Here is a 26,113-nt window from a genome sequence, read left to right on the forward strand (position 1 = left end):
ATTCAACAGGCCACGTACTGTAAACGTATGACTCAGGACGCTTTGGAACCTATACCGGAACTGCCCCGCGGTGAGTTCGCCTTCCCTGGCCCGCTTCGCGACGCCCTCGTCACCGCCATCCTGGACGGCACCAAAACCACTACGTCATCCTTGCTGGTTGAGCACCCGCGCGGCCGCAACCCGCGCGAGGATGTGGGCACCCTAGAGGCCGTCCTCGACTCACACGACAACGTGGTGTGCGTCATCCGTACCACCGAGGTCGAGGTCCGCCGGCTTGCCGACGTCAGCGACGAGCACGCCATCGCCGAGGGCGAGGGCTACGCCGATGCCAGCGACTGGCGCGCCGGGCACGAGCAGTACTGGAGCTCACCCGAGTTCGTTGAATACATCGGAGAGCTAGACATCAACGATGACACCCAGGTGGTGTGCCAGCGTTTTATCGTTGATGGGCGGTACCCGGTTAGGGCATTGGAGCCGTGGAGCTCTTGAGGGAATAGTGGAGATTTACTGCTAAGGACACGAGTCAAGCAGTGTGGAGGTTTTCTTGAGCCGAAACCGCGATGTGTAGCTATCCGCAAATCAAGAAAGATTGATCGAGCGCAGTACCGATTCTCGAAAAGCTCGTGGTGTTGAATCGAGCGACACGCTACGAAAGGAGATGCGGTGTCCGTCGAGATTGAAGTCAACGTCGCTTTCGCTAGCTGCGGTTGCATAAAGCATCATTCCAGAGGCATGCGTCCATTCCCCACCACGGTGTTCTTGACTGCGCAAGTAGGCATATAGCTGATACATGTGCCCGTTCTTGAGCGTGAGTGCGTCTGTGAAACGAGAGGTAGCAAAGAGATCGGTGAACTTGGCGTCCACAGTGACTAGCTTTCCCTCTGGTGACCGGAGCATGATGTCCGTCAGCATTCCTGGGATAAAAGGTGAAGAACTGTCGGTGTTCCAGGCAAGGCGCTCTGCACCAGAGACGCGCCACCCTAAAGGGGAAAGATGATAGCGAAAAACACCTAGTAGAGCGCGTTCAAATAGAGCACGCAACTGCGACTGAGTCATTTCGGCCCGAGCAAAAGCGTGCCCCGTCTTGTCTTTGGCAGGAATTGCAAAATCGAGGAGAAGTTGCGCGATATCGAGCACGCCTCGGTCTGCGGGGAGTAGACGCGCGGGAAGTTGAGGAGTGGTTGTCGGTAGAGAGACACCTGCAGCGGCGAGGCGTGAGGAGAGCCGCCGACAGCGTTGGGCGAGCTCGGGTGAGCTCTGGGCGTGCATAAGAACGAACCCTGTTTCGAGTGCTGTGCGTAGAAACTGATTGACCGGACTATCGGTGGTCAGTTCATTGAATCGGCAGGCTACGAGCCCCTTTTCCAAAAGCTGTTCGCGGGCTGTTTTCAGCGTATCGATGCGGCCTCGCACGCGTGCTAGGTTGCGTTCCCCAATCGTGAAACCGCGGGTGAGATCGTGACGCAAGCGCTTTTCGACGCTGTCACACAGCATTTCTACCGCAAGTTCTGCAAGTTCAGTGCCGTGGTTGTCCACGTCGCCGTCGACAATGCTGCCGTGGGTGTAGGCGTGTGAGGCATAAAGCTGCAGTAGCCACACGCTCCGAATTGGAACGTGTATCTCCTCATTCCGAATTTCTTTAGCGGAGGACATGGAGAGCGTTTTCCAGCGCAGAACCGTTGTCGAACCAGTACTCGGTCAAAAGAGGCTTGAGCTCCGATTCAATGACGTTGTCGAACCATGACATCGTGGTGGCGTAAGAACTGTCCTTGAGTTCGCGCAGGGGAGTGACAAAACTATGCCCAATCTCGTACGCAGGACCCAACGTGAAATCATCGGAGATGAGTTCGTTGACAGTGTTGAGACGGTGGGCAATATCGACCAGAGCCGAATCGTCACATTTGCGATGCTCTATACAGAAGCGACGCCACACAGCATTGAGTTGAGGGCGCAACGTGATGAAGGCAAAGCGGCGGCGCAGTGCCATGTCGAGCATGGCCAAAGACCGATCTGCTTGGTTCATTGTGCCGATAATGTAGAGGTTCTTCGGCAAGAAGATCGTCTCTCCGTCGGGCGAGTGCAGCGTGGTTAACGCATTTTCTGGGTTGCGCTTGTCTGCTTCAAGGAGCGTGAGCATGTCACCGAAAATCTGGGCTGGGTTTCCCCGGTTGATCTCTTCGATGACGACCACATGCGGTGTGGTTTCATCCTCGTTGGCTTTGTCTACTGCTTTGAGGAGCGGGCCTTTAGCGAGTGTGAGTTTGCCGTCTCCACTGGGTCGGAAACCTTGAATGAAGTCTTCATATGACATTGAAGGGTGGAACTGAACCGCAGTAGTGGATTCATCGGAATCTGTACCGCACAGGATGTGCGCTAGCTGACGAGCGACCCACGTCTTGCCGGTACCAGGAGGACCTTGAAGAATGAGATTCTTTTTCTCACGTAGCCGATTCATCATGAGTTCAATTTCTTCGCGGGGGATGAAACAGCCCAGCTCAAGAAGATCATCGATAGTGAAGCGTTCATCCTCGTCAGGTTCTTCCGCGGCGGTAATGGATTCCCCGGCTTCGGCAGCATTGGCAAGGTCCCATGCTTCATAGGACAGTGCATAGAGCGTTGCCGGTTCTATCTCGGAATCCGCAATATAGGCCCGGACCTCATCAATAAAGTCAAGATATTCTTGTCCATTCGTGACAGTGGTCGAGGGGTTGCGCCCGAGCGCCGCTGTGCTTCCGAGGAAGCGGCTGTTAACCGAGTCCAAGGACAGGAAAACATCTGGACACGCCATGAAAAGGACCATGGTATATCGGACCATGCCTCTGCCAGCTGTTGCGTTATCAAATGATGACGTGAAAGCAACCGCATTTTCAGCTGAAGGTTGCGAGGAGTAGGCAAGTGCGGCATCAAGAAGTTTCCAGATTCCGTCATAAAACCTTCTGTTCCCCACGTCTTCGGACTTTGCTTCAAAACGTGAGTTGAGGTTATTAATGCGAGGAAGTCCGGAGAAGTCCCGCGGCACTGGGGACTCAAGGTTAAAAGTCTCTTTTATGGCGGAGCATAGAGCGATACGGTTTGGTTCGGAGATCTGTCGGGCTAACGTGCCGAGCACCGTGAAGGGATCGATGTCGTTTGCTTCTTCAGCTCCTTGTTCGGTGTACCAGGTCCATAGGTGTTTGAAGAGGGAAGGCCTGTGCGACAGGTTTGCGGCGTCTCGCAGTGCGGATAGCAGAGGTCCTCGATCCCCCGAGTAATCGAGGAGCTTGCGTGCGAACTCACCAAAGAAAGGAACCCAGTCGAATGAGGGGGCTTCGCTGTGCTCATCCGAAGAAAGTGCGTCAGGGTCCCCAAGGCCGGCGATCACTGAATTCAACCTTTCGAAAGCATTGTTGCGCTTGATTTTTAGCAGTGTTTGAAGAGCTCCGAGTGAGTTCTTCAGGTCTTCACCAAGGTCGTCTCGGTAAAAGTAGTCGGAAGCCCACTCAATAGGCCTGACATGCCGGAACTCCACGGGTGCTTCTGGGCGATATTCATACGGGCCAGATACGTAGCCGTAGTAGATCCGGTTTCTTTCATGCTTACTGGGCATGAGAACGAGATCGCCCATTTGCATTTCGTTCTTAAACCGGTTGAGCTGCCCGGCAAGGTTGCTAATAGTTCCAGCTTTCATTTCAGGATGCTCGGTACGCATTGCCGACTTAATATCCGCTAGTGTCGGTGCGGAATTCGTCAGTGGACCGTAGTCCATGCCGGGAAGCCCTTGATTGCGTTCTAACGCGGCGTGCTCTCGCTCGCCAGCTCGGCCTGTTCTAAGAACCCAGGCAAAGTCCGCGTCCCGACCTGTATCTGAGGATTCATCTTTTTCATCATCCGCGCTTGATGTCTGTTTGGATTTGATGGCCTCATTAGCTCGGCTGCGAGTATGTGCAATTTCTTCTCTACTCAGTGGGTAAGGGTGTGTTTCCACCCATCGCGATCCTTCTTCAGTGATCCTAAAGACGCCGTGACTTATGGTCGTGATGAATCCCAAGTGGCGACCGTTAAAAATCGCCCATCGTGTTCGGTCTTCGGTAACCGATCGATGCTTAAGCTGGCGTTGCGCCTGGTCCGGAAAATCCTTTTCAGCCAGAGCCTGAACAACTGGGACCAGCTCGCTAGTCGTGGAAGGGCCCCGTGAGTTGAGCGCATCAAGAACTACGGGAAGAACAGTCGTCCAGTTAAACGGGCTAAGAGGCAGAGACATCGTCACCTAGGTTCGGTAGCTAGAGGAGGCATTGAGTTCTGTGCCTATGCTACCGGCGAAGCCCAGCGGCCCAGTGCATTTCGGAAGTTCGTGAATTCCGTGGGACCAACGAACAGCTGTTTGGCGCAACTTATCTCTTGTCCGGAGACTCCGATAAGTTAGTTTCTGTTGAATCTCTCTTGGACTCGCTCACTCTCTCGGAGGAATCGTGGCAATCACGCTAACTGAAGAATTTCGTCATGCTCTTGATTTAGTCGGCGCAGGACGGAACGTTCTCATCTCAGGTAAGGCCGGAACCGGTAAGTCCACGCTGTTGCGGGAATTCCTTGAAAACACGGGAGAAAAGGAGGTACTCGTTACCGCACCGACCGGTGTTGCTGCGTTGAACATCGAGGGCTTCACCATCCACCGAGCCTTTGGTTTTCGGCCATCGATGGTCCCCAGTGATCTAGAAAGGGGCGGTGCGTGGCACCCGTCCACCGTGACATGGGACGTGCTTAAGAAAACCGACATTCTCGTCGTGGACGAGATCTCGATGGTTCGTGCGGATCTCTTCGACATGATGGACCAAGCTCTTCGCCGTATCCGCAGGAATGGGAAGCCCTTTGGTGGAGTACAGCTCGTACTCGTCGGTGACTTGTTGCAGTTGCCACCTGTCGTTACCCCGAATGAAGCCGAGCTTTTCAACTCGGTGTGGGAGAGTCCCTATTTCTTCTCCGCACAGGTGTACACGCAGCTGGACTTGGAAGAAGTGAACCTAACCCAGGTCTGGCGTCAGGCCGACCCAACTTTTATTGACCTTCTCAACGAGGTGCGTGAGGGAAGTGTCGGTGAAGAATCACTGGACATTCTGAACCAGTTGGTGGCTCCCGACTTTGATGCGCCGGATGACTGGGTGACGTTGACGTCGCGTAAGTCGACGGTGGCAAGGATTAACCGACAAAAACTAGCTAACCTTCCCACAGAAAAGTTCATCTCGGTTGCGGAAGGTACCGGAGAACTTCCAGCCAATTCCTTCAGCGGTGAGGACGAACTTCACTATGCCGAGGGCGCACGCGTCATGACCGTGATCAACGACCCGAAGGGCCGATTCGTCAACGGAAGTTTTGGCCAAATCGTGCGGGCAACTGAGCACGAGATCGATGTGCGGATTGATGCAACGGGGGAAGTAGTCACTCTGACCCCGCACACGTGGGAAATTAACCGGCCAGGAGTTGATGGCTCGCGCCTGGTTAGTGAGACCATCGGAACGATTCGGCAGTTCCCTGTCATCTTGGCTTGGGCCATCACCATCCATAAGAGCCAAGGTAAGACAATCCCAAAGCTCTACATCGACCTTGCTGGCGGTACCGCCACCGATGGGCAGTTTTACGTTGCGCTATCACGCGCAGTCGATTTGGAGCACCTGCGCTTTTCTACTCCGGTGGAGCCTCGTCATATACGGGCTAACAACGCTCTTGTCCGCCGCGTCAGGCGCGAAGTTAGTAGCGGCGTCAATACGGACCGCGTGGTGCTCGTGTCATTCAACGGCGTGAACTTTGGCATGAGTGAGCACATCGCGCGCATTCATGCGATTGTGTATCACAACGGTGCTCGGGTTGCGAGCTTTGGGTCCTGGATTAATCCGATGGCGGACCTCGGAGAATTCGGGCAGCGCTACAGCATTCCGGTGGGCGGGCTCGCAATGGCACCGACCTTGGGAGATTTCTGGCCGCTTCTTCTCCGCCAGGCACAAGGCGGCATCGTGGTCGGTGACCGCCTAGCCATGCTCGAGCGTGCCGTGCGCCACCAGGAAAAAGGCATGGATGTTGCCCTCGGTATTGGGTACGAGGTGGGGGACTTCGGCTTTGAACCAGAGGGGGATGACGTCGTCAGCCGGTGTGAGTCGATGGCGGTTGCCTATGAGAATGACACGATTGCCCCGTCACGCGGACAACTAGTTCCCCGCGCAGATCGGGAGACCGAAGGCGCAGTACTTATTCCTTCCTGGGCACCGACAGCGCCGATGATCCTGGACCAACTACAGGCCACGGATTCGGACAATGCGTGGGCAGCGATGTCCGGTGGCACGGTGATGCCGCGTTCATTTGCTGAAGTGGAAGAGTGCGCCGAGCTTCTCTCTGCATGGGCGGTATCGAGGGGATTGTGGACGCAGGAGCTTTACGACGACATCCTGGCCCGCGTCGCACGCATCGATACCCGCACTGTGGAGCTGCCAGCAGTAGAAAACGCCACTGTGGATGTCCCGAGTCTCCTTGTCCCGGGAACCCGAGTTGCCTTCACCGGCCGTAACGAGCTGCTCGGCGGCCCCGCTGACGACGAGCGTCTCGACCGCATCTGTCGTATCCGCCGTCTTGAATACAAGAAGGGAATGTCGAAGACACGGTGCGATGTTCTCGTCGCCCGCGACGTGGCATCGATGTCTCGTAAAGCTCAAGCAGCTCGCGAGTTCGGGAAGCCGATCATTTCGCAGGCTGACTTTGAGTACTGGTACGAGCATGGTCCGTTCCTCGAAGCACCCGCCTACGCTGCGGAGGCCGACGTAGCGAACACCGGCGCAGTTGCGGAGGAACCAGCCACTGCTCCAGTGAAGGAAGCCGAGGCTGCCCCGGCAGCTGCTGCTGGTTCGCAAGTTCCGCAGACAGAAAGCAATGTCGCGTGGGCTACGGACGTCCTCACCCCAGGTACCCGCGTAGCATTCCGTGGCTCCACGATCATTGACAATCAGCTTTACCCGCAAGGACCAGTGCTTCAAGAATTCTGTGCGGGATTGGGTCTGGTATACAAGCAGTCCGTAACGAAGACGCGGTGTGATGTCCTCGTAACTGATGACCTCACTGCTCAAGACGGCAAGACGAGTCTTGCGGTGCGCTACAACAAGCCACTGGTGAAGCGTGAAGATTTTGCCGCATGGGCGCAGGAGCAGCTGCTCCAAGAAGAGGAAGAAAAGGACGTCATAGCGGCCGCAACAGTCTCAGGACTGCAGGCGGATAATCCATTCATTGTGGACGACGAGCCGACTACTTCTACGGAGACAGTAGAGCCGGAGACGACCACGGAACCTGAGCTTGAGGATGCCGCCGACGCCTCGGGTCCGCTCCAAGACTGGAGCCTGTCGCATGCACCTTGGGAGCCAACACCACAGACACAACCAGAGTCGACGCCTGAGCAACAACCATCACCGTGGGCAGAGACGCTACAGCAGCGTGAGCAGAACACACAGGATGAATCTTTATCTTGGTTCGCGGAACCGACGCTGGAGCAAGAGTCCCCCTTCGCGCCGGCACCATCAGTGGAACCTGCGCAGCCGACCCCTGCCGCAGCATTCCCGGTACCCGACCCTGGTGCAAAGCCACTTCCGGAAACCCCTCAGCCGCGCAAGGAGAGAAAGTCTCCACACTGGTTCAAGCGCTCAGCTCTAGGTTTGCTTGCGTTGACGATTGCAATAATCGTGGGAGCAGTTGCTGGTGCCTCAGATGTGTTTCTAGCATTGTTGATGCTCGCGTGGATGGTTGCGGCATTCGGCACCGTCGTCTTCGGCGTGGTCGCCCTTGTTACCTGGAGGCGCTAGATACGAACCGCCTCGTCGAGACGGTTCTTTATCAGCCGAGCCGGTACACCTCGTAGTCGCCCGGCACACCTGCCCCGGGGACGTGCTGAAGTCCGAGCTTCAAGGCTAGGGCAATCGATGCCTCGTTGGTGGGGTCGATGATCGCGACGACGGGCAGCTGCGGGAAACGCTCGCGCGCACTGGCAATTGCAGCGGCTGCGGCCTCTTTTGCGTAGCCTTTGCCCTGCGATTCGGGTGCGAAGCGGTAATAGAGGTTGAGTACTTCTTCACCGGCTTCCTCGCTGTGGCGCACACCGGTGAAGCCAATAGTGGTGCCATCAAGCGTGGACACCACGTAGTAGCCCAGCTGATTCTCGCGCCAATTGGCTTGCCATGCGTGTGCCAACTCCGTGGCTTCCTCCCTGGTCTTCATGGCCAGTTCAGGGCGGTGCTCGTAGGTGCGGGCGTCCGAGTGGATGGCAAAGATGGCGTCAATGTCGGCATCAGTTGGTGCCGACAAACTGAGCCGGGGAGTGCGAAGAATATTAATATCATTCATCGTGAGTCCTGAGGTTGAGAGTGGCGCTCGGCCAAGTTACCCAATCTGTACACGTGTGGTGCCGTCGCTCTTGGTCGAAAGTTGCCCGGCTGCGTCGGTCAGAGAGGAAACAACTTTGCCTTAGGCCTCCGAACGTGGGTCAATTACTTCCTGGGCAGTCTCCTCAAGCGCTTCTTCCTCGAAGAATGACGAGTCTTCCACAGCGTTTCCTTCGCTGACATCGCGCTGAACCGTCTTCTTCAGAGCACCCTCAATGAGTGTGCAGAGTGATTCCCTTCGACGCTCGAAGAAAGCATCAAAGTTATCGCTGCGCAGTGCTTCGGGCGAAATGAGGTGGCCGCGGAGGACACCGTCCACGCCGTCGGCATCGAAGCCAGATTCGCTTTCAACCTTGGATAGGTATTGCGACGGTGCGACGCCACCGATGACACGATTCGTGCGTGCGCTCAGCGTCGTCTTGTTGACGATTGACTCGCGGCGCTCGTTATCAATTCCGTTTTTCTTGCACCAGTCCTGAGGGAAAATATGGTGGATGTCTACGGCCATGTCCCTGTACTGGAATGCTCCGAATTGTTTTCCCTCGACCCAGTCTGTTGAGCCCTGTGCCATGATGAGTGCTGCGATGCCCTTGTATGCAGCGGCATTGCGGGTGCGCAAGGAATGAAGGCGGGATTCAGCGAAGGTAGCGTCCTGCACGGTGCGTGGGGCGGAAGTTTCTTCACCCATCGCCCAAGCAGGTACTCCTTCGAGGTCACGTACGAAGCGTGTCTCAATGGCAGCGCCATAGAGCTCGCCCAAGACTCCGCTCCAGAACCACTGTGTGATCCTTTCTTTCACGTGGTGTTTGTCTGCTTCCTTGCCAAGAACAACAGCAATGGCAGCAAGCGGAACTAATTGCTTCGGGTAGGGGACATCCCTGAACCGATAGATGTGCAGATCTGCGAGGAAGCCTGCCGCCCAGATGAATCCTTGACGCAGGGCGTCGCGCCAAGTGAGGTAGTCGTTCAACTCAAGCTTTAGAACGTCTTCCCTCTTGGCAGACAGGCCGACTTTGCGGCTTACCGAGGAGTGCTTGCTTCGCTCAAGAGTTGTCAGCATCGTGATTGCTTGGAGGAAGTCAGTGTTCTCCACCTTGTGGAGGACGTCATGTTCTTTCCACAGCTCCTTGGTCTCCACCCAGTCATCGTTGAGGCGGAAATCGCGCTGGTACTTGTCGTAGTACTCTGCATCGCCGGCAAACACCGCCGTGAGGAGCTCAAAAACGTTGAGTGGGAGTCCACCAACATTGACCTTTTCGAAGACGGTGGCCACCGCTGCCTTGTCCGTCTGTTTGTCCAGCTCAATTGCAGGAATCTTGTATTCGTTGACCTGACGGATAATCCCATCGCTGAATGCGGTCATGAGCTCGGTGTCACCTAGCTTGCCGAACCATTCGAAAAGCCCCATCTGATTAAGCAGCAGCGAAACGGGGATGTAGCCCGCTTCGTGTTGCTTCTCCATGCTGCTGAGATCGAGAACGATGTCGCGGTTAAAGTTGGTTCGAATAACTCCATCAGCCGGTACCGAGATCACTGCTTCATCCAGCTCGAAGGGATCCTCAATAGACTTCTGGATATTGATGAAGTACCTGCGGTCGAGGCGCTTGCCGCGTGAGTCTTTGGTGTGAACAACACCATCACCCTTGAGGGCTTGGGTAAGCGATGTCAGTCGTTGCTGGCCGTCGAGAAGCAAGAACTTGGGCTCGGAAGTGGCAGTAGCCTCGGTGCTTTCGATGGGCCGTGGCTTGAACCTGACAGAGGAATTGCCGGTTTCCAGCAACATGATGATGCCCAACGGATGCCCACGGAAGATAGTGATGAGGAGCTGGCGGACGCGTTCGTCCTCCCACTTATACTTTCGCTGGAAATCGGGGAGCTGAATCTCTCCGTTCTCGGTATTGCGCATCAGCGCCGATAGTTGGTGCATGTTGGTGTTGAAACCCACCGGAGCCTCCTCTGTAGCGAATAGTCTTCTCCAGCATGCCCCAAAAGCTCAAGCGTGGAGGAGAGATTGGAGCAAGTTTTCGTGTGCTAATGCGTTCGTGCGTCAGCGGAACTTTCCAACTCGGTTCCTATACAAAGCTCTATTGGAAGGGGGCTGTGTTTAACTATTACCCCGTGAAGCGGAGGTGTCTGCTATCTGAACCTAAAGTGTTCGCTAGACGGATTCTCCCAAACGAATAAGGGGCGGATTCTCGGTAGCGTCTGAGACTGAAGGATCTGTGTAGACAAAGTATCCTAATTCGTGGTTGTCCGGCACTTCATAGACGTACGATGCCTTCCCTGAGAATCCAGGAGCGATTGAATCGGAGCAGTCAGGGTTCCCTTCAAGATGGTATAAATTTCCAACAGCAGTATATTCCTGTCCCTGGCCATTCATAAGCACCGTGTAGCCATCAAAGCCACATGACAAATGTAGGGCTTTGAAACTCTCATTGGTTATAGAAGTGTTTACTCGGACAAACTTAGCTCCGTCGTTATCTGGGGTTAAAGTTACTGAATCAGTGTAGTAATCGCGAGCTTCTTTTTTAATTTCTAGCTCGTTAACCATCTCAACTGAGTCAACTGTTAGGCGGATCCCATGGTTTGTAGATAATTCTCCCACTGAAAAAATGTTTTGACCTTCGTCTGTCGAAGACTGGGAATCATCCTGTCCGGTTGAAGTCGAACCTGGTGCAGTCGAGTGTAAGTTGGCTGGAGCCGCCGACGAATTCTCGCCGGTGTTTACCCGAGCGTCAGTCGTTCCATTATCCGTGAGTGTGATGGCGCCGAAGGTTAGCAGTGGACCTGCGATTAGCGCGGCGCCCAATGACCAAAGGGGCACCGGTTTCTTGAGGAAGCTTTGCTTCCTAACTTCGGGAACGTAGAACGGGTTTGAGTTGTCAATTGCCATGTTTTATCGAATCATTCAATGATGGGTGGTCGAAGGAGAGGACACCTGTTGCTAAACCTAAAAGGGCCGCCGGTGGTGGCATGGGGCGTAGCGATGGTTTCGCTCGGGTAGATAGTCAGTCTGCGCTTGTTGGCGTCTGCTGGAGACGAGAAAACGTCACGATATAAATATCGCTTATTCGTCTTTCGGGTCAAAATCAAGAGCCTTTGTTCTCTGGAAATCTCACTCCAATATGTCTCTACTACGGCTCGAACTTGTGGTTTGGATTTGACTCTGAAACTGCAAAATGACCATGTGTGGTGACGCTCAGGGAGAAAGTCCTGTGGGATCGATGCTGGGCGGCCGCACAACCTAGGAAGCGGCAGTTCTGGCTGCAGCATTTTCTGCTCTCATTTTCTCGAACTCCTGAGCCACAATCAGCCCAATAAGGTCCATCCCCGCTGCTACCTTGGACTCCATGAGCCTTTCCGACTACTCCCAGCTCGCCCCCGGCGTGACCATCTCCTGCCGCGACGAGCACTGGCTGGTCAGCAACGTCGCACGCACCACCGACGGCTTCCGCATCCGGGCGCGCGGGGTGAGCGACTACGTGCGCGATACCACCGCCACCTTCTTCACCGCGCTCGATGACATCGAGGTCTTCGACCCCGCCAACGTCACCGTCCGCCCGGACGAGTCACCGCAGTTTCGCTACACCCGCCTGTGGCTGGAGTCCACGCTGCGCCGCACGCCGGTGCCGCTGTACCAAAAGCAGTTGGAGGTAGCCACGCAGATGCTGGCGGACCCGCTGGATTATCAGCTCTCCGCCGTGAAGTCGGCGCTCTCCGATGAGCGCATCCGCCCGCGCGTTCTGCTCGCGGATGCCGTCGGTCTGGGCAAGACGCTGGAGATCGGCATGATCCTGGCGGAGCTCATCCGCCGCGGCAGGGGAGAGCGCATACTCGTCGTCACGCCCAAGCACGTCATGGAGCAGTTCCAGCAGGAACTGTGGACGCGTTTCGCCATCCCGCTGGTGCGCCTGGACAGCCAGGGCATCCAGAAGGTCCGCCAGAAGCTGCCGGCGTCGAAGAACCCCTTTACCTACTTCCCACGCGTCATCGTCTCCATGGACACGCTCAAGGCACCGAAGTACCGCGCGCAGCTGGAGAAGGTCCGCTGGGACGCCGTGGTCATCGATGAGATCCACAACGCCACGAACGCCGGCTCCCAAAACAATGAGCTGGCACGCACGCTGGCGCCGACCACCGAGTCCCTCATCTTGGCCTCGGCCACCCCGCACAACGGGCGGGAGGAATCCTTCAAGGAAATCCTGCGTTTGCTCGACCCGCTTTCCGTCCTCCCGGACGGCTCCATCGACATGGAGGCCGCGAAGAAGCTCATCATCCGCCGCCACCGCAACTCACCGGAGGTCGCCTCCGTGGTGGGGGAGAAGTGGGCCAAGCGCGGCGAGCCCCGCAACATCCTGGTGGATGCCTCCCCGGAGGAAAACGCCGTGGCGCGCGCCATCGCCGAGGATTGGGTGAACGGCCCGGCCACCACGGCGAATGATCGCCTCTTCCCCTGGACCTTGGTCAAGGCTTTCCTATCCTCCCCGGCGGCGCTGGCGGAGTCCATTGCCGCGCGCCAGAAGCTCGACAAGCCCAAGGAACAGGACAAGCTGGAGCGCCTCGCCGAGCTCAACAACAAGGTCACGGAGGAAAACTCCAACAAGTTCGCAGCACTCATTGACTACCTCATGGAGATAGGCGTTAAGAAGGGCTCCGATCGCCGCGTCGTCATCTTCTCCGAGAGGGTGGCGACGCTGCGGTGGTTGCAGGAGAACGTCGCCAAGCATCTCAAGCTCCCGCAGGGCGCGGTGAAGGTCATGCACGGCGGTCTGTCAGACTCGGATCAGCTGGCGCTTATCGACGAATTCAAGCGCACCGACACCCCTCTGCGCGTGCTGATTACCGGCGACGTCGCCTCCGAAGGCGTCAACCTGCACGCCCAATGCCACCACCTGGTGCACTATGACATCCCGTGGTCGCTCATCCGCATCCAGCAGCGCAACGGCCGCATCGACCGCTACGGCCAGGAGCACGAGCCGGAGATTACCTCCCTTCTGCTGGACCCGAAGGACGCGGAGGTGGCCGATTCCATCGGTGAGCTGCGCGTGCTCACTCGCCTCATTGACCGCGAGTATTCCGCCAACCAACTCCTCGGCGATGCCGCCCCGCTCATGGGCAAGCACAACCCCAAGGCGGAGGAGGATGAGATCCGCGCGGTGCTCATGCACGAGCGCGACTTCGACGAAGTCGTAGCCTCCCCGGAGGAGATCCTTACCGGTGCGCACGCCAAGCCCGCGCGTGCCGCCGAACCTGAGGAGACCGCTAACCCTTCCGGCCTGAACGGCGATATCTGGGCCCTTCTCGCCGCCGCGTCCACCAGCGGCCCGGACGACGCCGAGCGCACCGACAATGCCGAGCACACCAACAACACCGAGCACACCAACGACGCCGCCCCCGCGCCGTCGCGCCGCTCGGTGCGCCACAGCCTCTACCGCGCGGAGAAGGACTACCTCGGTGACGCCCTGGCGGAGGCCTACCAGGATTCGGCCGATAAACCGTTGAGCGCCGGTGGCGTGGACTATGTACTGCACGAAAATGACATTGCGGAGCTAGCCCCTCCGCGCGATCTGTGCCGGCGCTTTGACTACCTGCCCCAGGATTATGTGTCCTACCGCAAGGTCACCGAGCGCCTCATGCTCGCCACCTCCGCGCGCCGCGGCAACCAACACCTCAAGGCCGCGCGCGAAGGCGACTCGGAGAAGTCCTGGCCGCGCGCCCACTTCTTGGGCCCGCTGCACCCGGTCTCCGAGTGGGCCGCCGACCGCGCCCTGACGAACATGGCCCAAAGCGAAATCCCGGCCGTGCTCGGCGCAGTGGATACACCGACGCTGCTGCTCATGGGAACCCTGACCAACTCCCGCGGCCAGGTACTCTCCCGCACCTTCCTCACCGCCACGGAAGGCCCCTTCGGCTTTGATGTCCCCGCCGGCATGCAGGCAGTGGACATTGAGGTCCACGAAGACATCTATGCCTGGCTGGGCCGCATTGGCCTGACGGACAACGCCATCAACCCCGGCGAGTTCGCCGTCCCCGATACCGCCGGCCAGCTCATCGCCGCCGCCGTCGGGGCCGCGCACAGCCACCTCACCGTGGTCAAGAACACCAACCTGGACCACGCGCAGGAGCGCATCGCCGGCTGGCAGCAGCGCGCCGATCACTGGCAGGAGGCCAACGCCGGCCAGCAGACCCTCAAGATCAAGGACACCAAGCGCCTTATCCACCAGGACGAGGAACTGTTGAAATCCATGGCCCCGGAGCGCTCCCTCGTGCGCCCACTCGCGCTCATCCTCCCAGACGACACCGACGCTGCACGCACCAGCGCCGCAGACACCAGCGCCGCACACACCAACACTAACGAAGCAGAGGCACGCTAATGGCAGACTTCGATTCCATCATCAACGTCGAGGAATGGATCTCGGATTACTACCTCACCACCGATGACAAAGGCAGCTCCTTTGGCAAGCGCGTGGAGGAGGCCGTCAAAGAGTGGAAAGCAACGGACAAGGCCGCCAAGAGTGCCGGCCACGAGCACACCCAATCCCCGCTGCTGCGCCTGACCTCCCGCAGGGAAGCACTGCACACCAAGCTCTCCGCACTTTCCATGGAGGCATCCGACGATGCACTGCACGAGGTCTACGACCTCGTCTCCGTGGCCTTCGGCTACCCGCAGCCACAGCGCCTGGAATTCTCTCGCAACGGCCAGCCCCTCACGCTGACCGCCGCCGCGGATAAGAACCACTCCCTGGTCATCCTGCGCGCCGGGCAGATGGACTCCGTGGAGGACCTCACCACCGTCCCGCTTCTCGGAGTCGACCCGGAGCTGGGCAACACAAGCTCCAACGGTGAGGCCAAGGCCCTCGATATTACCGCCGCCAAGCTCGTCGGCGAGCTCTTCCTCACTGAGCAGGCCCCTGACCTCATCCTGGTCCTCGCCGGCCGCTGGGCAGTCCTGGCAGAGCGCGAAACCTGGCCGCTGGGCCGCTACCTCGCCGTGGATCTAGGCCTGGCCGTTGAACGCAACGACCAGAAAGCCAAAGGCGAGCTTCCCCGAGTTGTCTCCATCCTCGCCGCCGAGCACACCATGCGCGGTGCCGACGGCACCACCTGGTGGCTCGACACCCTAGCCCAAGCCCGCGAACACTCCGTCAAAGTCTCCGAGGAACTGCGCGGTGCCATCAAGGCCTCGATTGAGATCATCGGCAACGACGTGTTGCAACGTCGAGCGTTGCAACACCAAGCAGGAGCGCTGCAGGACAAAGCAGGAGCGCAGCAGCACACCAACAACGAACAACACGTCACCACCGACATCGACGGCAACGAACTGGCTAACCAAGCCCTGCGCTACCTTTACCGCATCCTCTTCCTTCTCTTCGCCGAATCCTCTCCGGAACTACAAATCCTGCCCACCGGGGACAACGACTATGACGAAGGCTATGGCCTCTCCCGCCTGCGGGATCTCATCCTCACCGAGCCCACCACGCACCGCACCCAAAACGGCACGCACCTCTACGAAAGCCTCCAGCTACTCTTCGAGCGCGTCAACCGCGGCCACGATCCACACGATGCGAACGCCGAGCTTTTCGATGCCAACGCCACCGAAGACGGCCTGGAATTCCGCAACCTCGACGCGGACCTGTTCAAGTCTGAAGCAACCTCCTACATCGATGAGGTCAAGCTCTCCAACCTGGCACTGCACAAGGTCCTGCAGAACCTCCTGCTCACCAAAGAAAAGCGGGGCAGTGACCGCGGCTTCATCTCCTACGCCACCCTGGGTGTGACTGAGCTGGGCCAGGTCTACGAGGGCCTGATGTCCTATACCGGCTTCATCGCGCAAGAAGACCTCGTGGAAGTAGCCAAGCACGGCGATCCTTCCAAGGGCTCTTGGGTGGTTCCCGAACCACAAGCACGCACGCTCCCGCAGGATTCCATCGTCTACGAAGACCGCGAAAGCGAACACGGCGGCGTGGAACGCGTCCAGCGCACCCACGCCCGCGGCAGCTTTGTCTACCGTCAATCCTCCCGTGACCGCGAGCGCTCCGCGTCTTTCTACTCGCCACCCCTCATCACCGAGTTCACCGTGGGCCAGGCCATTGAGGAACTCAAAGCCACCGGCCGTATCGACAACGCCGATGACATCCTCACCCTCACCATCTGTGAGCCCGCCATGGGCTCCGGCGCCTTCGCCGTGGAAGCCGTCAACCAGCTCGCCGAGCTCTACTTAACCAAGAAACAAGCCGAACTGGGCCAGGAAGTCCCCGGTGAGGACCGCACCCAGGAGCTGCAAAAGGTCAAGGCCTCCATCGCCCTGCACCAGGTCTACGGCGTAGACCTCAACAAGACCGCGGTGGAACTGGCCGAAATTTCCCTGTGGCTCAACACTATGACCAAGGAGCTCAAGGCCCCGTGGTTCGGCCTGCACCTGCGCCACGGCAACTCCCTCGTGGGCGCCACCCGCTCCACCTTCAGCGCCAAGGAAGTCTCCACCACCGCATCGAAGAAGAAGGGAGTTCAGAACTACCTCACGCTGACCCCGCAGCACCACCCGCTGAAGCAACTAGCGGATGCCATCGATGCCAACGAGACGGACCAGCACCCCACCGGCCGCATCCACCACTTCCTTGTTCCCAGCCACGGCTGGGGAAGTGCGGTGGACGCCAAGGACTTAAAGAACCTCGCGGCGGAAGAAATCAAGGCCATGAAGGCCTGGCAAAAATCCATCTGCAAGCCACTGAACAAGACGCAGACCAAGCTCGCCACCGCACTGTCCAACCAGGTTGAGCGCCTCTGGGAGCTCTCCCTTATCCGCCTGCGCATCGCCGAGGACCAAGTCCGCCGTGACCTGGATCTGTGGGGCCAGGAACCCAACACCGCCAAGCGCACTGACGTGGTCACCCGCGCCCAGGTGGAGGAAGAACTCCTCCACAACAACGAGGGCGCCTACCTTCGCCTGCGCACCGCGATGAACGCATGGAATGCACTCTGGTATTGGCCTGTCACCGCCACGGACGAGCTTCCCGATATCACCGAGTACCTCGCCACCATGCAGGACCTCCTCGGAATCCCCAACGAAGGCCAGAAGCGCTACCGCAAGGACAACCAGTACGCCTTCGGCTTCGACATGTCCTGGGATGAACTGGACTACGTCGAATCACTCGACCGCTCCACCTCCGGCCGCCTGCGCTACAAGGATGTCCTTGAAGCACACCCGTGGTTAAAAACCGCCAACACCATTGCCCAGGAACAAGCCTTCTTCCACTGGGACCTGGACTTCGCCACCGTCATGGCTAAGGGCGGCTTCGACTTCCAGGTGGGCAACCCGCCGTGGGTGCGTCCCGAAGTGAACTTCGATGACCTTCTCTCCGAGTTTGATCCGTGGTTCAGCTTGGCGACCAAACCAACGCAACCTGAAAAGAAGGCACGCAGGGAAGCGCTTGCCGACGCCCCCGGTATCCTCGAAGCCCTATCGAAGGGTGCCGGCGAGGCAGTAACCACGGCAGCAGTGCTTCGCGACGTTACCCGCTACCCGCACCTGCAGAACCAACAGCCCGATCTCTACCGCGGCTTCATGGAACGTACGTGGGCAAACGCCGCCGAGAATGGCATCATCTCACTCATCCACCCCGAGTCCCACTTCACGGAGAAGAGAGCAGCAGCGCTGAGGGCTGGTGCTTACCGACGGCTGCGCCGGCACTGGCAGTTCATTAATGAGCTGTCGCTTTTCGATGTGCACCATCTCGTGAGCTACGGAATTCATGTTTATGGGCAGCGGCGAGAACAACCAGGTTTCCTTTCTGCAGCATCGCTGTATCACCCGCGAACGGTCATCGATTCCTTCAGCCATGACGGCACCGGAAACCTTCCTGGTTTCAAGGACGATGATGGTAAATGGGACCTACGACCACACCGCGACCGCATCATCACGGTCGATGAGGACACACTCAAGGTGTGGAACTCGATCATTGAGGAACCGGGTACACCGCTCTTTGAAACTCGCACTGTCTACTCAGTGAACAGCGAAGCGGCTGATGTCTTGGCGAAGCTCGCAGAGGCGCCACGTATTAAGTCGCTCGGCCTCCACTATTCAGGTGGCTGGAACGAAACCACGTATAAGAAGGCTGGGTATTTCGATACATCGTGGCAGCATCCCGATTCCTGGGATGACGTGATTCTTCAGGGGCCGCACCTTGGTGTTTCGACGCCGATGATTAAGCAGCCGAATCCGACGATGAAGCACAACCAGGATTGGTCCGAGATTGATCTCGAGGCTATCTCTGAAGACTTCATTCCTGCGACGGCGTACCTGCCCAATCGCTCGGTCGAGTCTTACGACCGTGATTACGGAGTATGGGAGGTAGACGGTGAAACGATGCTGGTAAAGAATCAATACCGGGTTGGTTGGAGGATTATGGCGGCAACTACCGGTTTTAGGACGTGTTACCCGGCGTTGATCCCCCCCCGGAGCAACGCATGTGGACCCAGTAGGTACTGCAGGAAAACCCAAATCAAATTTGGAAGTGGTGCTAGCTGGCGCTGTGTTTTCGAGTCTGCTTGTCGACTTCTTTATCCGTTCGTCGTCCGCAAGCCACCTACGTGCTTCCGTTATGGAACAGGTACCGGGAGTGTCCTCATCACTTCTTGTTGATGCTGCCGCAGAGAACTATTTGAGATTGAATGCGGTTACTAGCGCCTATGCGCCCCTTTGGCAAGAAGTGATGGGAGCGGAATGGTCGTTCGGCGTGGCTATCCGTAATGCCCGCGACCGTTTCCACACCCAGAACGAAATCGATGCCATGGTGGCTTTGTCCTTGGGCGTGACGTTGGATGAGTTGCTGATGATTTACCGGACTCAGTTCCCAGTGATGAGGCGCTACGACCAGGAAGACCTGTATGACGCTAATGGTCGCAAGGTTCCTCGTGATGTTCTGAAGTTGGAGAAGAAGCTCAAGGATGGGCAGCAGCTTTCGGAAGCGGATCGTACGTGGACGCATCCGCAGTCTGGCGTGGAATACGTCTTTGAGTATCCATTTGCACCATTGGACCGCGAAGCAGACTTGGCGGCGGCGTATGAAAAGTATGCTGCGATGATGAACCAGCAATAGTTCCGGAAGCCAGAAGCGAAGACCGAAAGTATTGAAGTAGCACCTTATGTCGAGTCTCATCCCTACATACGCCTCCACCCACATTGTTGATGGGTTGTCGGAGTACCTCACCACGACCTTCTCCCTGGCAGAGGACCTGACCTCCCAGCAGCTGCGGGAGTTCCTCAACGACCCGCAGGGCGGTATGTTCTACGGGCCGTATGTGCGCACATGCTTGCCTTATGCACCGGCGAAGTCTTGGGATGGGATTCTGGGGTGGCTACCGTCCGGCTTCAAGCCTTACCGCCACCAGGCTGAAGCATTCGAGCGGCTGTCCTCGTTTGACTATTCGACGGGGTCGAAGCGGCGACCGTCGCCCACGTTGGTGGTGACGGGCACGGGGTCGGGTAAGACGGAGTCCTTCCTCTATCCGATTCTGGATCATTGTCGCCGTTCTAATGGCAGCGGAATTAAGGCGTTGATTCTGTATCCGATGAATGCGCTGGCGTCCGACCAGGAACGCCGTTTGGCCAAGTTGCTGCATGCGGAGGCTGAGCTCGCTGGGGTGGCGGCGGGTATCTACACAGGTGAGGTGGTCACGGGAGGACGCAGGAAGGTATCGAAGGATGGTCTGATTTCTGACCGTTCGGTGCTACGGGATACCCCGCCGGATATTTTGCTGACGAACTACAAGATGTTGGACCAGTTGCTGCTGCGTGAGCAGGACCGTGAACTGTGGGAGAAATCCGCGCGGTCTTTGCAGTACTTGGTGCTCGATGAGTTCCACACCTATGACGCAGCGCAAGGTACGGACGTGGCGATGCTCCTGCGCCGACTCGGATTGATGCTCAAGAAGTACCAGCCCGAGGGTTTCCTTTCACCAGAAGATGCGCAGCGTCCTTTGGGCAAGGTAACTCCGGTGGCGACCTCCGCAACGTTGGGGGACAAGAGTGCCGAAAGCGCCGAAGGCACAAGTGCTGAATCTGCGGCACCGCATAGCGATATGCTGTCCTTTGCTTACACGGTCTTCGGCGAGCAGATGCCACCGGATGCAGTGGTCGGGGAGACACTCATGACCGTGGAGGAGTGGCAGTCTACGGTCGGACCATTGGTGGCGAAGCTGCGTGCTGTCGTTTCAAACGACGAAGACTCTTCGTGCTCCGATGTTGCTGAAGTGCTTTCACCAGTGACGCCAACTCCTTCGGTGGAGGTTATGCAGAACGTCGTTGATGAGGTGGCGGCTGCGGTTGCTGTTTCAGGTTCTGCTGAAGATGCATCGTCGTTTGATGTGGCGGTGTTTGAGGCGATGAGCCGGCACGTGTTCGGCTCTTTGCCTGGATTGAATTCTTCCCCGGACTTGGCTGACTCGGTTCTAGCTATGGCGGGCAATGAGTTGGTGTGCGCGATTCTGCGTGAGGCGGCAACGCCGGTGCCGCTGGAGCACGGAGAAGCTGGTGTGCCGGGGACGGATATCGTGGCAGTGGAACCGCTGGTATCGCGAGTGTTCCCGGCCAGCGTGCTGCGCAGCCACCGCGAGTTGGCAGTCGAGTTCTTGTCGCTGATGTTGTCCTTCATCGCTTATGTCCGCGCAGAGCTCGGTGCTGCGTTGGGCTGGGATGGAAAGAAGTTCCCCGGTGTGGAGCTGCACTTGTGGGTGCGTGAGATCTCCCGCATTGATAGAGCGGTGGCATCATCGTCGCGCACCTCGGTGTTCAGGTGGTCCGATGATGGCGGCATGGGCGCGCCCACGGTACAGGCTGCTGGCGATGCGCCCAAGGCGTGGTTGCCGGCGATCTACTGCCGCCATTGTGGGCGCTCCGGATGGATGTTGGCGGAGCAGCCTGGTGGTGACGCGTATGTCACCGCACCGCAGGAGATTCGCCGCATTGCTATCAGCGCGCCGGAGCGCCAGCGCCCGCTCATTGATGCCACGAGTGAGGTGGCACAGGGCGTTACGCGCGCAGACGGCGAGAGCTCCCGCGTGGCGTGGTTGAACCTGGACCTGCCGGGTTTGACGCCACAGGCACCTGATTCGGAGACCATGGAGGAATCCCCAGTGGTGCCGGTGTTGGTGTACTCCGGTGAAGATGCGGAGGAGCGTGCGAAGGCGCAGCAGTGCCCGTCCTGTGGTGAAGACGATGCGATGCGCTTCCTGGGTTCCTCGGTGGCCACGTTGCTTTCGGTGGCGCTGAGCAACCTCTTCGGCATGGATGATCTGGATTCCGCGGAGAAGAAGACTCTGGTCTTCGCGGACTCTGTGCAAGATGCCGCGCACCGCGCAGGCTTCGTGCAAAGCCGTGCGCGCGCCTTCGCGCTGCGTGCGCGCATCTGGCGAGCGGTTCGTTCGTTTGCTGATTCCTCTGAATCGTCTTCGTCGTCTGAAACGACGGTATCTTCGTCCGCAGGCGTGCCGTTGTCATCGGTGGCCGCGCGCATGGTGGAGCATGCGCGTGAGGAGTCGGAACCGGCGGTAAGGTCGCGGGCGCTCTATGAGTTGTTGCCGCCGCAGTTGAAGGAGTCGCCGCGCTACCGGGCGGTGTGGGAGAAGGGCGCTGGTGCTGCGGAGCAGCGGCGTGCGTTGGCGGCGTTGCAGGCGCGCTTGGATTTGGACTTGGCGTTGCAGTTCGGTGACCGGGTGGATCTGCCGCGCTCGTTGGTGACAACGGGGACGTTGTCGGTGTCTGTTGGCGTGTCTGATTCGGTGCTGCTATCGGCGGCGCGTGCGGTGGCGGGAACGCTGGCCACGGATGCGGAGCTCTTGGCCTGGGCGCGTGGAGTGGTGGAGTACATGCGCATTGCCGGTGGCATTGCCCACCCGTGGTTTAAGGAGTACCTGCGCCAGGACTGCAACCCGTGGTTGCTCAACCGCCGTCAGGCGCGTGCCAAGGGAATACCTGCCTTCGTGCGCGGTGGTGCGCCGAAGTTCCCGCGTGCGGGGGCAGCGCTCAAGGGGGCGTTGGGCAAGCGCGATAACAACGCGACGATGCCGCTGGACTCCCAGAAGGGCTGGTATGCGCGGTGGACGAAGGCGGCTCTGGGGGCTTCGACAAGCAGCGCGTTCGATGCCGCCAACCAGGTGGCGGAGTTGTTCAAGCAGCTCGAGTTCGAGGAAGTGGTGTTCTCCGTGCCGACGGCCACGGGCGGGCGCGTGTATGCGCTGGACCCGGGCAGCATCATCGTGCGCGAAGAAGCCGAACCGGGGTTGTTGGAATGCCCGGTGTGCCACCTGCGCGTGGGCGTGGATGCTGCAGCGCGTGAGGCGATGTCTTCGGTGGCGTGCTTTACGTTGTCCTGTACCGGGCACTTCGTGCCGGTGGGCGTGGAGGATAATTACTACCAGCGCCTTTACCGCAGCGCGAATACCCGCACCGTGGTGGCGGAAGAGCACACGGGCCTGGTGCCCACGCCACGGCGCAAGGAGTTGGAGGATGAGTTCAAGCGGCCCTTTGCGGAGCAGTCCGCTTCGGCACCGAACGTGCTCGTGGCCACGCCGACTCTGGAGATGGGTATCGACATCGGTGATCTGTCCACGGTGATGCTGTCCTCCATGCCGCACACGGTTGCCAGTTACGTGCAGCGCGTGGGACGCGCCGGGCGTTTGACGGGTAACTCGCTCATCGTGGCGCTGGTGCGCGGGCGCGGGCGTGCATTGACCACGTTGGAGCATCCGTTGGAAACCATCGCTGGTTCGGTGACAGCGCCCGCGGCGTATTTGTCCGCGCGCGATATTATGCACCGCCAGTTCGTGGCTTATCTGTTGGATAGCACTGATGTGGCGGGTTCGGTGGAGCAGCTGCGCAGCGCGCGCGATGTGTTCACGTATGCCAGCTACTCCGTGGTGGATGCGCTGGTTGAGCTTTCGCCTTCAGCGGTGTTGGGGGCCTATGAGCGTTTTGCTTCTACGGTGGCGCAGCATGCCTCGGTGGAAGTTCTGGATGAGCTGCGCGGTTGGTGCCTGCCGGGTTCGGATGGTGCTGCGTCCAGCATGGTGGCGGACTTGCAATCCGCACGCGAGCGTTGGGGTGCAACACAGAAGCTGCTCTTGTCCCGCCTAGAGGTGTTGAGCAAGCGCGTGACCGAGTTGAAGGCACGCGTGGAGGCCTTCGCGGTGGAGGATGATGAGCTGAAGAACCAGTTTGATGCCACGGTTGCTTCCCAGAGGTTTGTGCGCAAGCAGCTGGAGGACCACGCCGATGAGTATTGGATTAGCGCTTTGGAGCGCTTCGGGCTGCTGCCGAACTTCACGTTGTTGGATGATGCCGTGGAGTTCAACCTGGCTGTCTCCTCCTTCAACGAGGAGGTACAGAAATTTGAGACGGAGACCTATAGCTATAGCCGCGGTGTCTCTTCGGCGCTCACGGAGCTAGCCCCCGGCAATACCTTCTACGTGCAGGGCGTGGGCGCGAAGGTGGACTCGGTGGAGTTGGGTGAGCACCACTCGGCGCTGACCCAATGGCGCCTGTGCCCGGAGTGCTCCTATTCGGAAGCCACCGGTGCGGTGCTCTCCAGCGATGAGGAGGTGGCCGTGGCCGCCCCGCGGGTGGGGGCGTGCCCGGAGTGCGGGTCCAAGGGATTTGCGGATAGGGACCAGCTCATCGATGTGGTGGAGATGACCAAGGTCTACGCCACCGTGGACGCGGCGCGCTCCGCTATTAATGACATCTCTGATGACCGCACCTCCCTGCGCTTCCACACGCAGCTGAGCTTTGACGTGCCCGAAGGTGGGCGCGGTAAAGCCTGGTACCTGTCCGATTCCGGTTTCGGCATGGAGTACCTGGCGCACGTGGAGATGCGGTGGCTGAACCTGGGCCGCTTGGGCGGCGGCAGCCAGCGCACCTTTGCTGCCGTGGAGTGCGAGGCGCCGCTGTTCCGCGTGTGCGAGCGCTGCGGGCACTTGGATTCCGATGTGGGCGCGAACCGCTGGCAGGACCACGCGCCGTGGTGCGAATACCGTAACGCCGCTGAGGAGCACTCCATTAGCTTTGCGCTGGGGCGCAGCCTGGGCACGCAGGCGGTGCTGGTGCACCTGCCGGCGTTGTTGGGCATGGTGGAGTCCACCACGCTGCCCTCCTTGGTGGCGGCGCTGAAGCTGGGCTTTAAGGAGTACCTGGGCGGCAACCCGGACCACCTGGATGTGGAGCCGGTGCGCGTGGATTCCGATGGCAGCCCGGTGGATATGCTGCTGATTCATGACACCGTGCCGGGTGGTACCGGGTATCTGGCGCAGTTCACGGAACCGGCACACGTGCGCCAGATGCTGCTCGTGGCTTACCGTCGCTTGGCCTCTTGCCACTGCGCTGAGGAAGCGCGGCAGTGCTGCCCGTCCTGTTTGCTGCCCTTCGCACGCAGCAGTCAGATCCCGCAGACCTCCCGTGAGGCCGCGGTGGTAGCGCTGCGCAAGATTCTGGCGGATGACCTCCAGGTCTCTACTGATGCCGATCCCGCTTCCTTTAGTTGGGAGGGCCATCTCACCGAGGAGCGCCCGGAGCGCAGCGAGCAGTCCAAGCTGGAGCAGCGCTTTGTGGAGCAGCTGCGCGCGGACCTGAAGAAGGAGGGCGCCACGGTGGTGGAATCCATGAAGGGTAACCACGCGCAGTGGGACATCAGCTTTGATGACTCGCGCCATGATTGGGTCATGGAGGAGCAAAAACAGATTGGCGGAACCATCCCGGACTTCGTCTTCTCCACGCGCGATAGTGCCATCCGTGATATCGCCGTCTACCTCGACGGCGAGGCCTTCCACGCCAGTGCGGTGCACAACCGGGTGAAGGATGACTTTGATAAGCGCAACGGTCTCTACGAGTTGGGCTACCTGCCGTGGTCGCTGACGTGGCAGGACATCGATGCCCGGCAGGCAACAGTGCGCAAGGATCCGCCGGCCCCGCCGGTGTGGACAGAGCCGAAACTCTATTCTCCAATTGTCGAAGGAAGCGACTTGTCATTGGATGATCTTCTCCAATTGGAGAAAGATCCTTTGACACAGCTGTTAGAACTATTGATGCATCCGGAACAAAAATGGTCGCTATTCAGTGAAGCGGCATTTGCTCAAGCGGCTCACGGAGGAAGGGCGGTCGTAGACAGTTTTGAGAAGACCTATCTCAGTACTGTCACCGTCAGTGCGGCAAAGATGCGTCGTCGCGTTCGATTTGATGCCACCAATGTCTCAGAAAACTTGAGTGCCTGGAGGCTGTTCTTGAGCTTAAGCAACATGGCATATCTGGATCCGATTCTTGCACAGGTAGAAGTGATTGAGTCCGCGGTGGAAGATGCTGTGGCACACGAGGTGCTTCCTGATACTCCAGTCTCAGAGCCTGCCGAGCCACCGGAAGCGGTCGAAATGACTCTTGAGTGGACCGAGGCAGTGGATGCCTTCGCCGACGAGCCGGAGGTCGCCGCAGCGTTACGAGCTATGGCGGCGGCGGGCTTGCCCGAGCCGGATGCTGATTCCGTGGGTGGTGAGGTTTCCGGTGTTCCGGTGGTGGCGCAGTGGCCGCAGCACAAGGTGCTGCTGCTCTTTGCCGAGGACGCCGAGGACCTGCGCGCTACCTTCGAGGCCGAGGGCTATGCCGTCTTCGGCGCTGACTTTGATTCTGTTCCCGATCCCCTGACCGCGGCGCTGAGCGCCTCCTGATCCGCTGAATTTCAAAG

11 protein-coding genes are annotated in these 26,113 nt (G+C 58.9%); 6 read left to right on the plus strand and 5 right to left on the minus strand.

Annotated elements, in window-relative coordinates; translation table 11 throughout:
* Nucleotides 1-27 precede the first annotated feature (27 nt).
* Nucleotides 28-489 carry an ASCH domain-containing protein gene (locus R3O64_RS03010; RefSeq protein WP_339017256.1) on the plus strand — a complete coding sequence of 154 codons (462 nt, stop codon included), beginning with the start codon at nucleotides 28-30 and terminating at the stop codon, nucleotides 487-489.
* 90 nt (nucleotides 490-579) lie between these two features.
* On the opposite strand, the gene R3O64_RS03015 is transcribed toward R3O64_RS03010, so the two are convergent.
* Both R3O64_RS03015 and R3O64_RS03020 read right to left on the minus strand, forming a co-directional pair.
* Nucleotides 580-1,599 carry a 5-methylcytosine restriction system specificity protein McrC gene (locus tag R3O64_RS03015; protein ID WP_339017257.1) on the minus strand — a complete coding sequence of 340 codons (1,020 nt, stop codon included), beginning with the start codon at nucleotides 1,597-1,599 and terminating at the stop codon, nucleotides 580-582.
* Between the two features lie 40 nt (nucleotides 1,600-1,639).
* Nucleotides 1,640-4,240 carry an AAA family ATPase gene (locus R3O64_RS03020; RefSeq protein WP_339017258.1) on the minus strand — a complete coding sequence of 867 codons (2,601 nt, stop codon included), beginning with the start codon at nucleotides 4,238-4,240 and terminating at the stop codon, nucleotides 1,640-1,642.
* Between the two features lie 208 nt (nucleotides 4,241-4,448).
* On the opposite strand from R3O64_RS03020, the gene R3O64_RS03025 reads away from it, so the two are divergent.
* The gene (locus tag R3O64_RS03025; RefSeq protein WP_339017259.1) at nucleotides 4,449-7,811 is read left to right on the plus strand and encodes an AAA family ATPase; all 3,363 of its coding nucleotides are present in this window, start codon (nucleotides 4,449-4,451) and stop codon (nucleotides 7,809-7,811) included.
* Nucleotides 7,812-7,842: 31 nt separating this feature from the next.
* On the opposite strand, the gene R3O64_RS03030 is transcribed toward R3O64_RS03025, so the two are convergent.
* From R3O64_RS03030 to R3O64_RS03040, 3 genes are all read right to left on the minus strand, one after another.
* Nucleotides 7,843-8,349 (minus strand): GNAT family N-acetyltransferase, encoded by a 507-nt coding sequence (locus R3O64_RS03030; protein ID WP_339017260.1) that lies wholly within the window; start codon nucleotides 8,347-8,349, stop codon nucleotides 7,843-7,845.
* Between the two features lie 120 nt (nucleotides 8,350-8,469).
* Complete coding sequence (locus tag R3O64_RS03035) at nucleotides 8,470-10,332, minus strand: GmrSD restriction endonuclease domain-containing protein (RefSeq protein ID WP_339017261.1); 1,863 nt, start codon at nucleotides 10,330-10,332, stop codon at nucleotides 8,470-8,472.
* A gap of 213 nt (nucleotides 10,333-10,545) precedes the next feature.
* Nucleotides 10,546-11,280, minus strand: a complete 735-nt coding sequence (locus R3O64_RS03040; protein ID WP_339017262.1) for a DUF4352 domain-containing protein — start codon at nucleotides 11,278-11,280, stop codon at nucleotides 10,546-10,548.
* Nucleotides 11,281-11,737: 457 nt separating this feature from the next.
* Between R3O64_RS03040 and R3O64_RS03045 the strand changes: the two genes are divergently transcribed.
* From R3O64_RS03045 to R3O64_RS03060, 4 genes are all read left to right on the plus strand, one after another.
* Nucleotides 11,738-14,761, plus strand: a complete 3,024-nt coding sequence (locus R3O64_RS03045) for a DEAD/DEAH box helicase (RefSeq protein WP_339017263.1) — start codon at nucleotides 11,738-11,740, stop codon at nucleotides 14,759-14,761.
* On the plus strand, nucleotides 14,761-19,029 hold the full coding sequence (locus R3O64_RS03050; RefSeq protein WP_339017264.1) for an Eco57I restriction-modification methylase domain-containing protein: 4,269 nt from the start codon (nucleotides 14,761-14,763) through the stop codon (nucleotides 19,027-19,029). Before R3O64_RS03045 ends, R3O64_RS03050 begins: the two co-directional genes overlap by 1 nt.
* 94 nt (nucleotides 19,030-19,123) lie before the next feature.
* Nucleotides 19,124-19,486, plus strand: a complete 363-nt coding sequence (locus tag R3O64_RS03055; RefSeq protein ID WP_339017265.1) for a hypothetical protein — start codon at nucleotides 19,124-19,126, stop codon at nucleotides 19,484-19,486.
* A gap of 46 nt (nucleotides 19,487-19,532) precedes the next feature.
* The gene (locus tag R3O64_RS03060) at nucleotides 19,533-26,096 is read left to right on the plus strand and encodes a DEAD/DEAH box helicase (RefSeq protein WP_339017266.1); all 6,564 of its coding nucleotides are present in this window, start codon (nucleotides 19,533-19,535) and stop codon (nucleotides 26,094-26,096) included.
* Nucleotides 26,097-26,113 lie beyond the last annotated feature (17 nt).

Origin of the sequence: Corynebacterium hesseae (genome assembly GCF_037850265.1) — a bacterium.
In the GTDB taxonomy this organism is placed as follows: domain Bacteria; phylum Actinomycetota; class Actinomycetes; order Mycobacteriales; family Mycobacteriaceae; genus Corynebacterium; species Corynebacterium hesseae.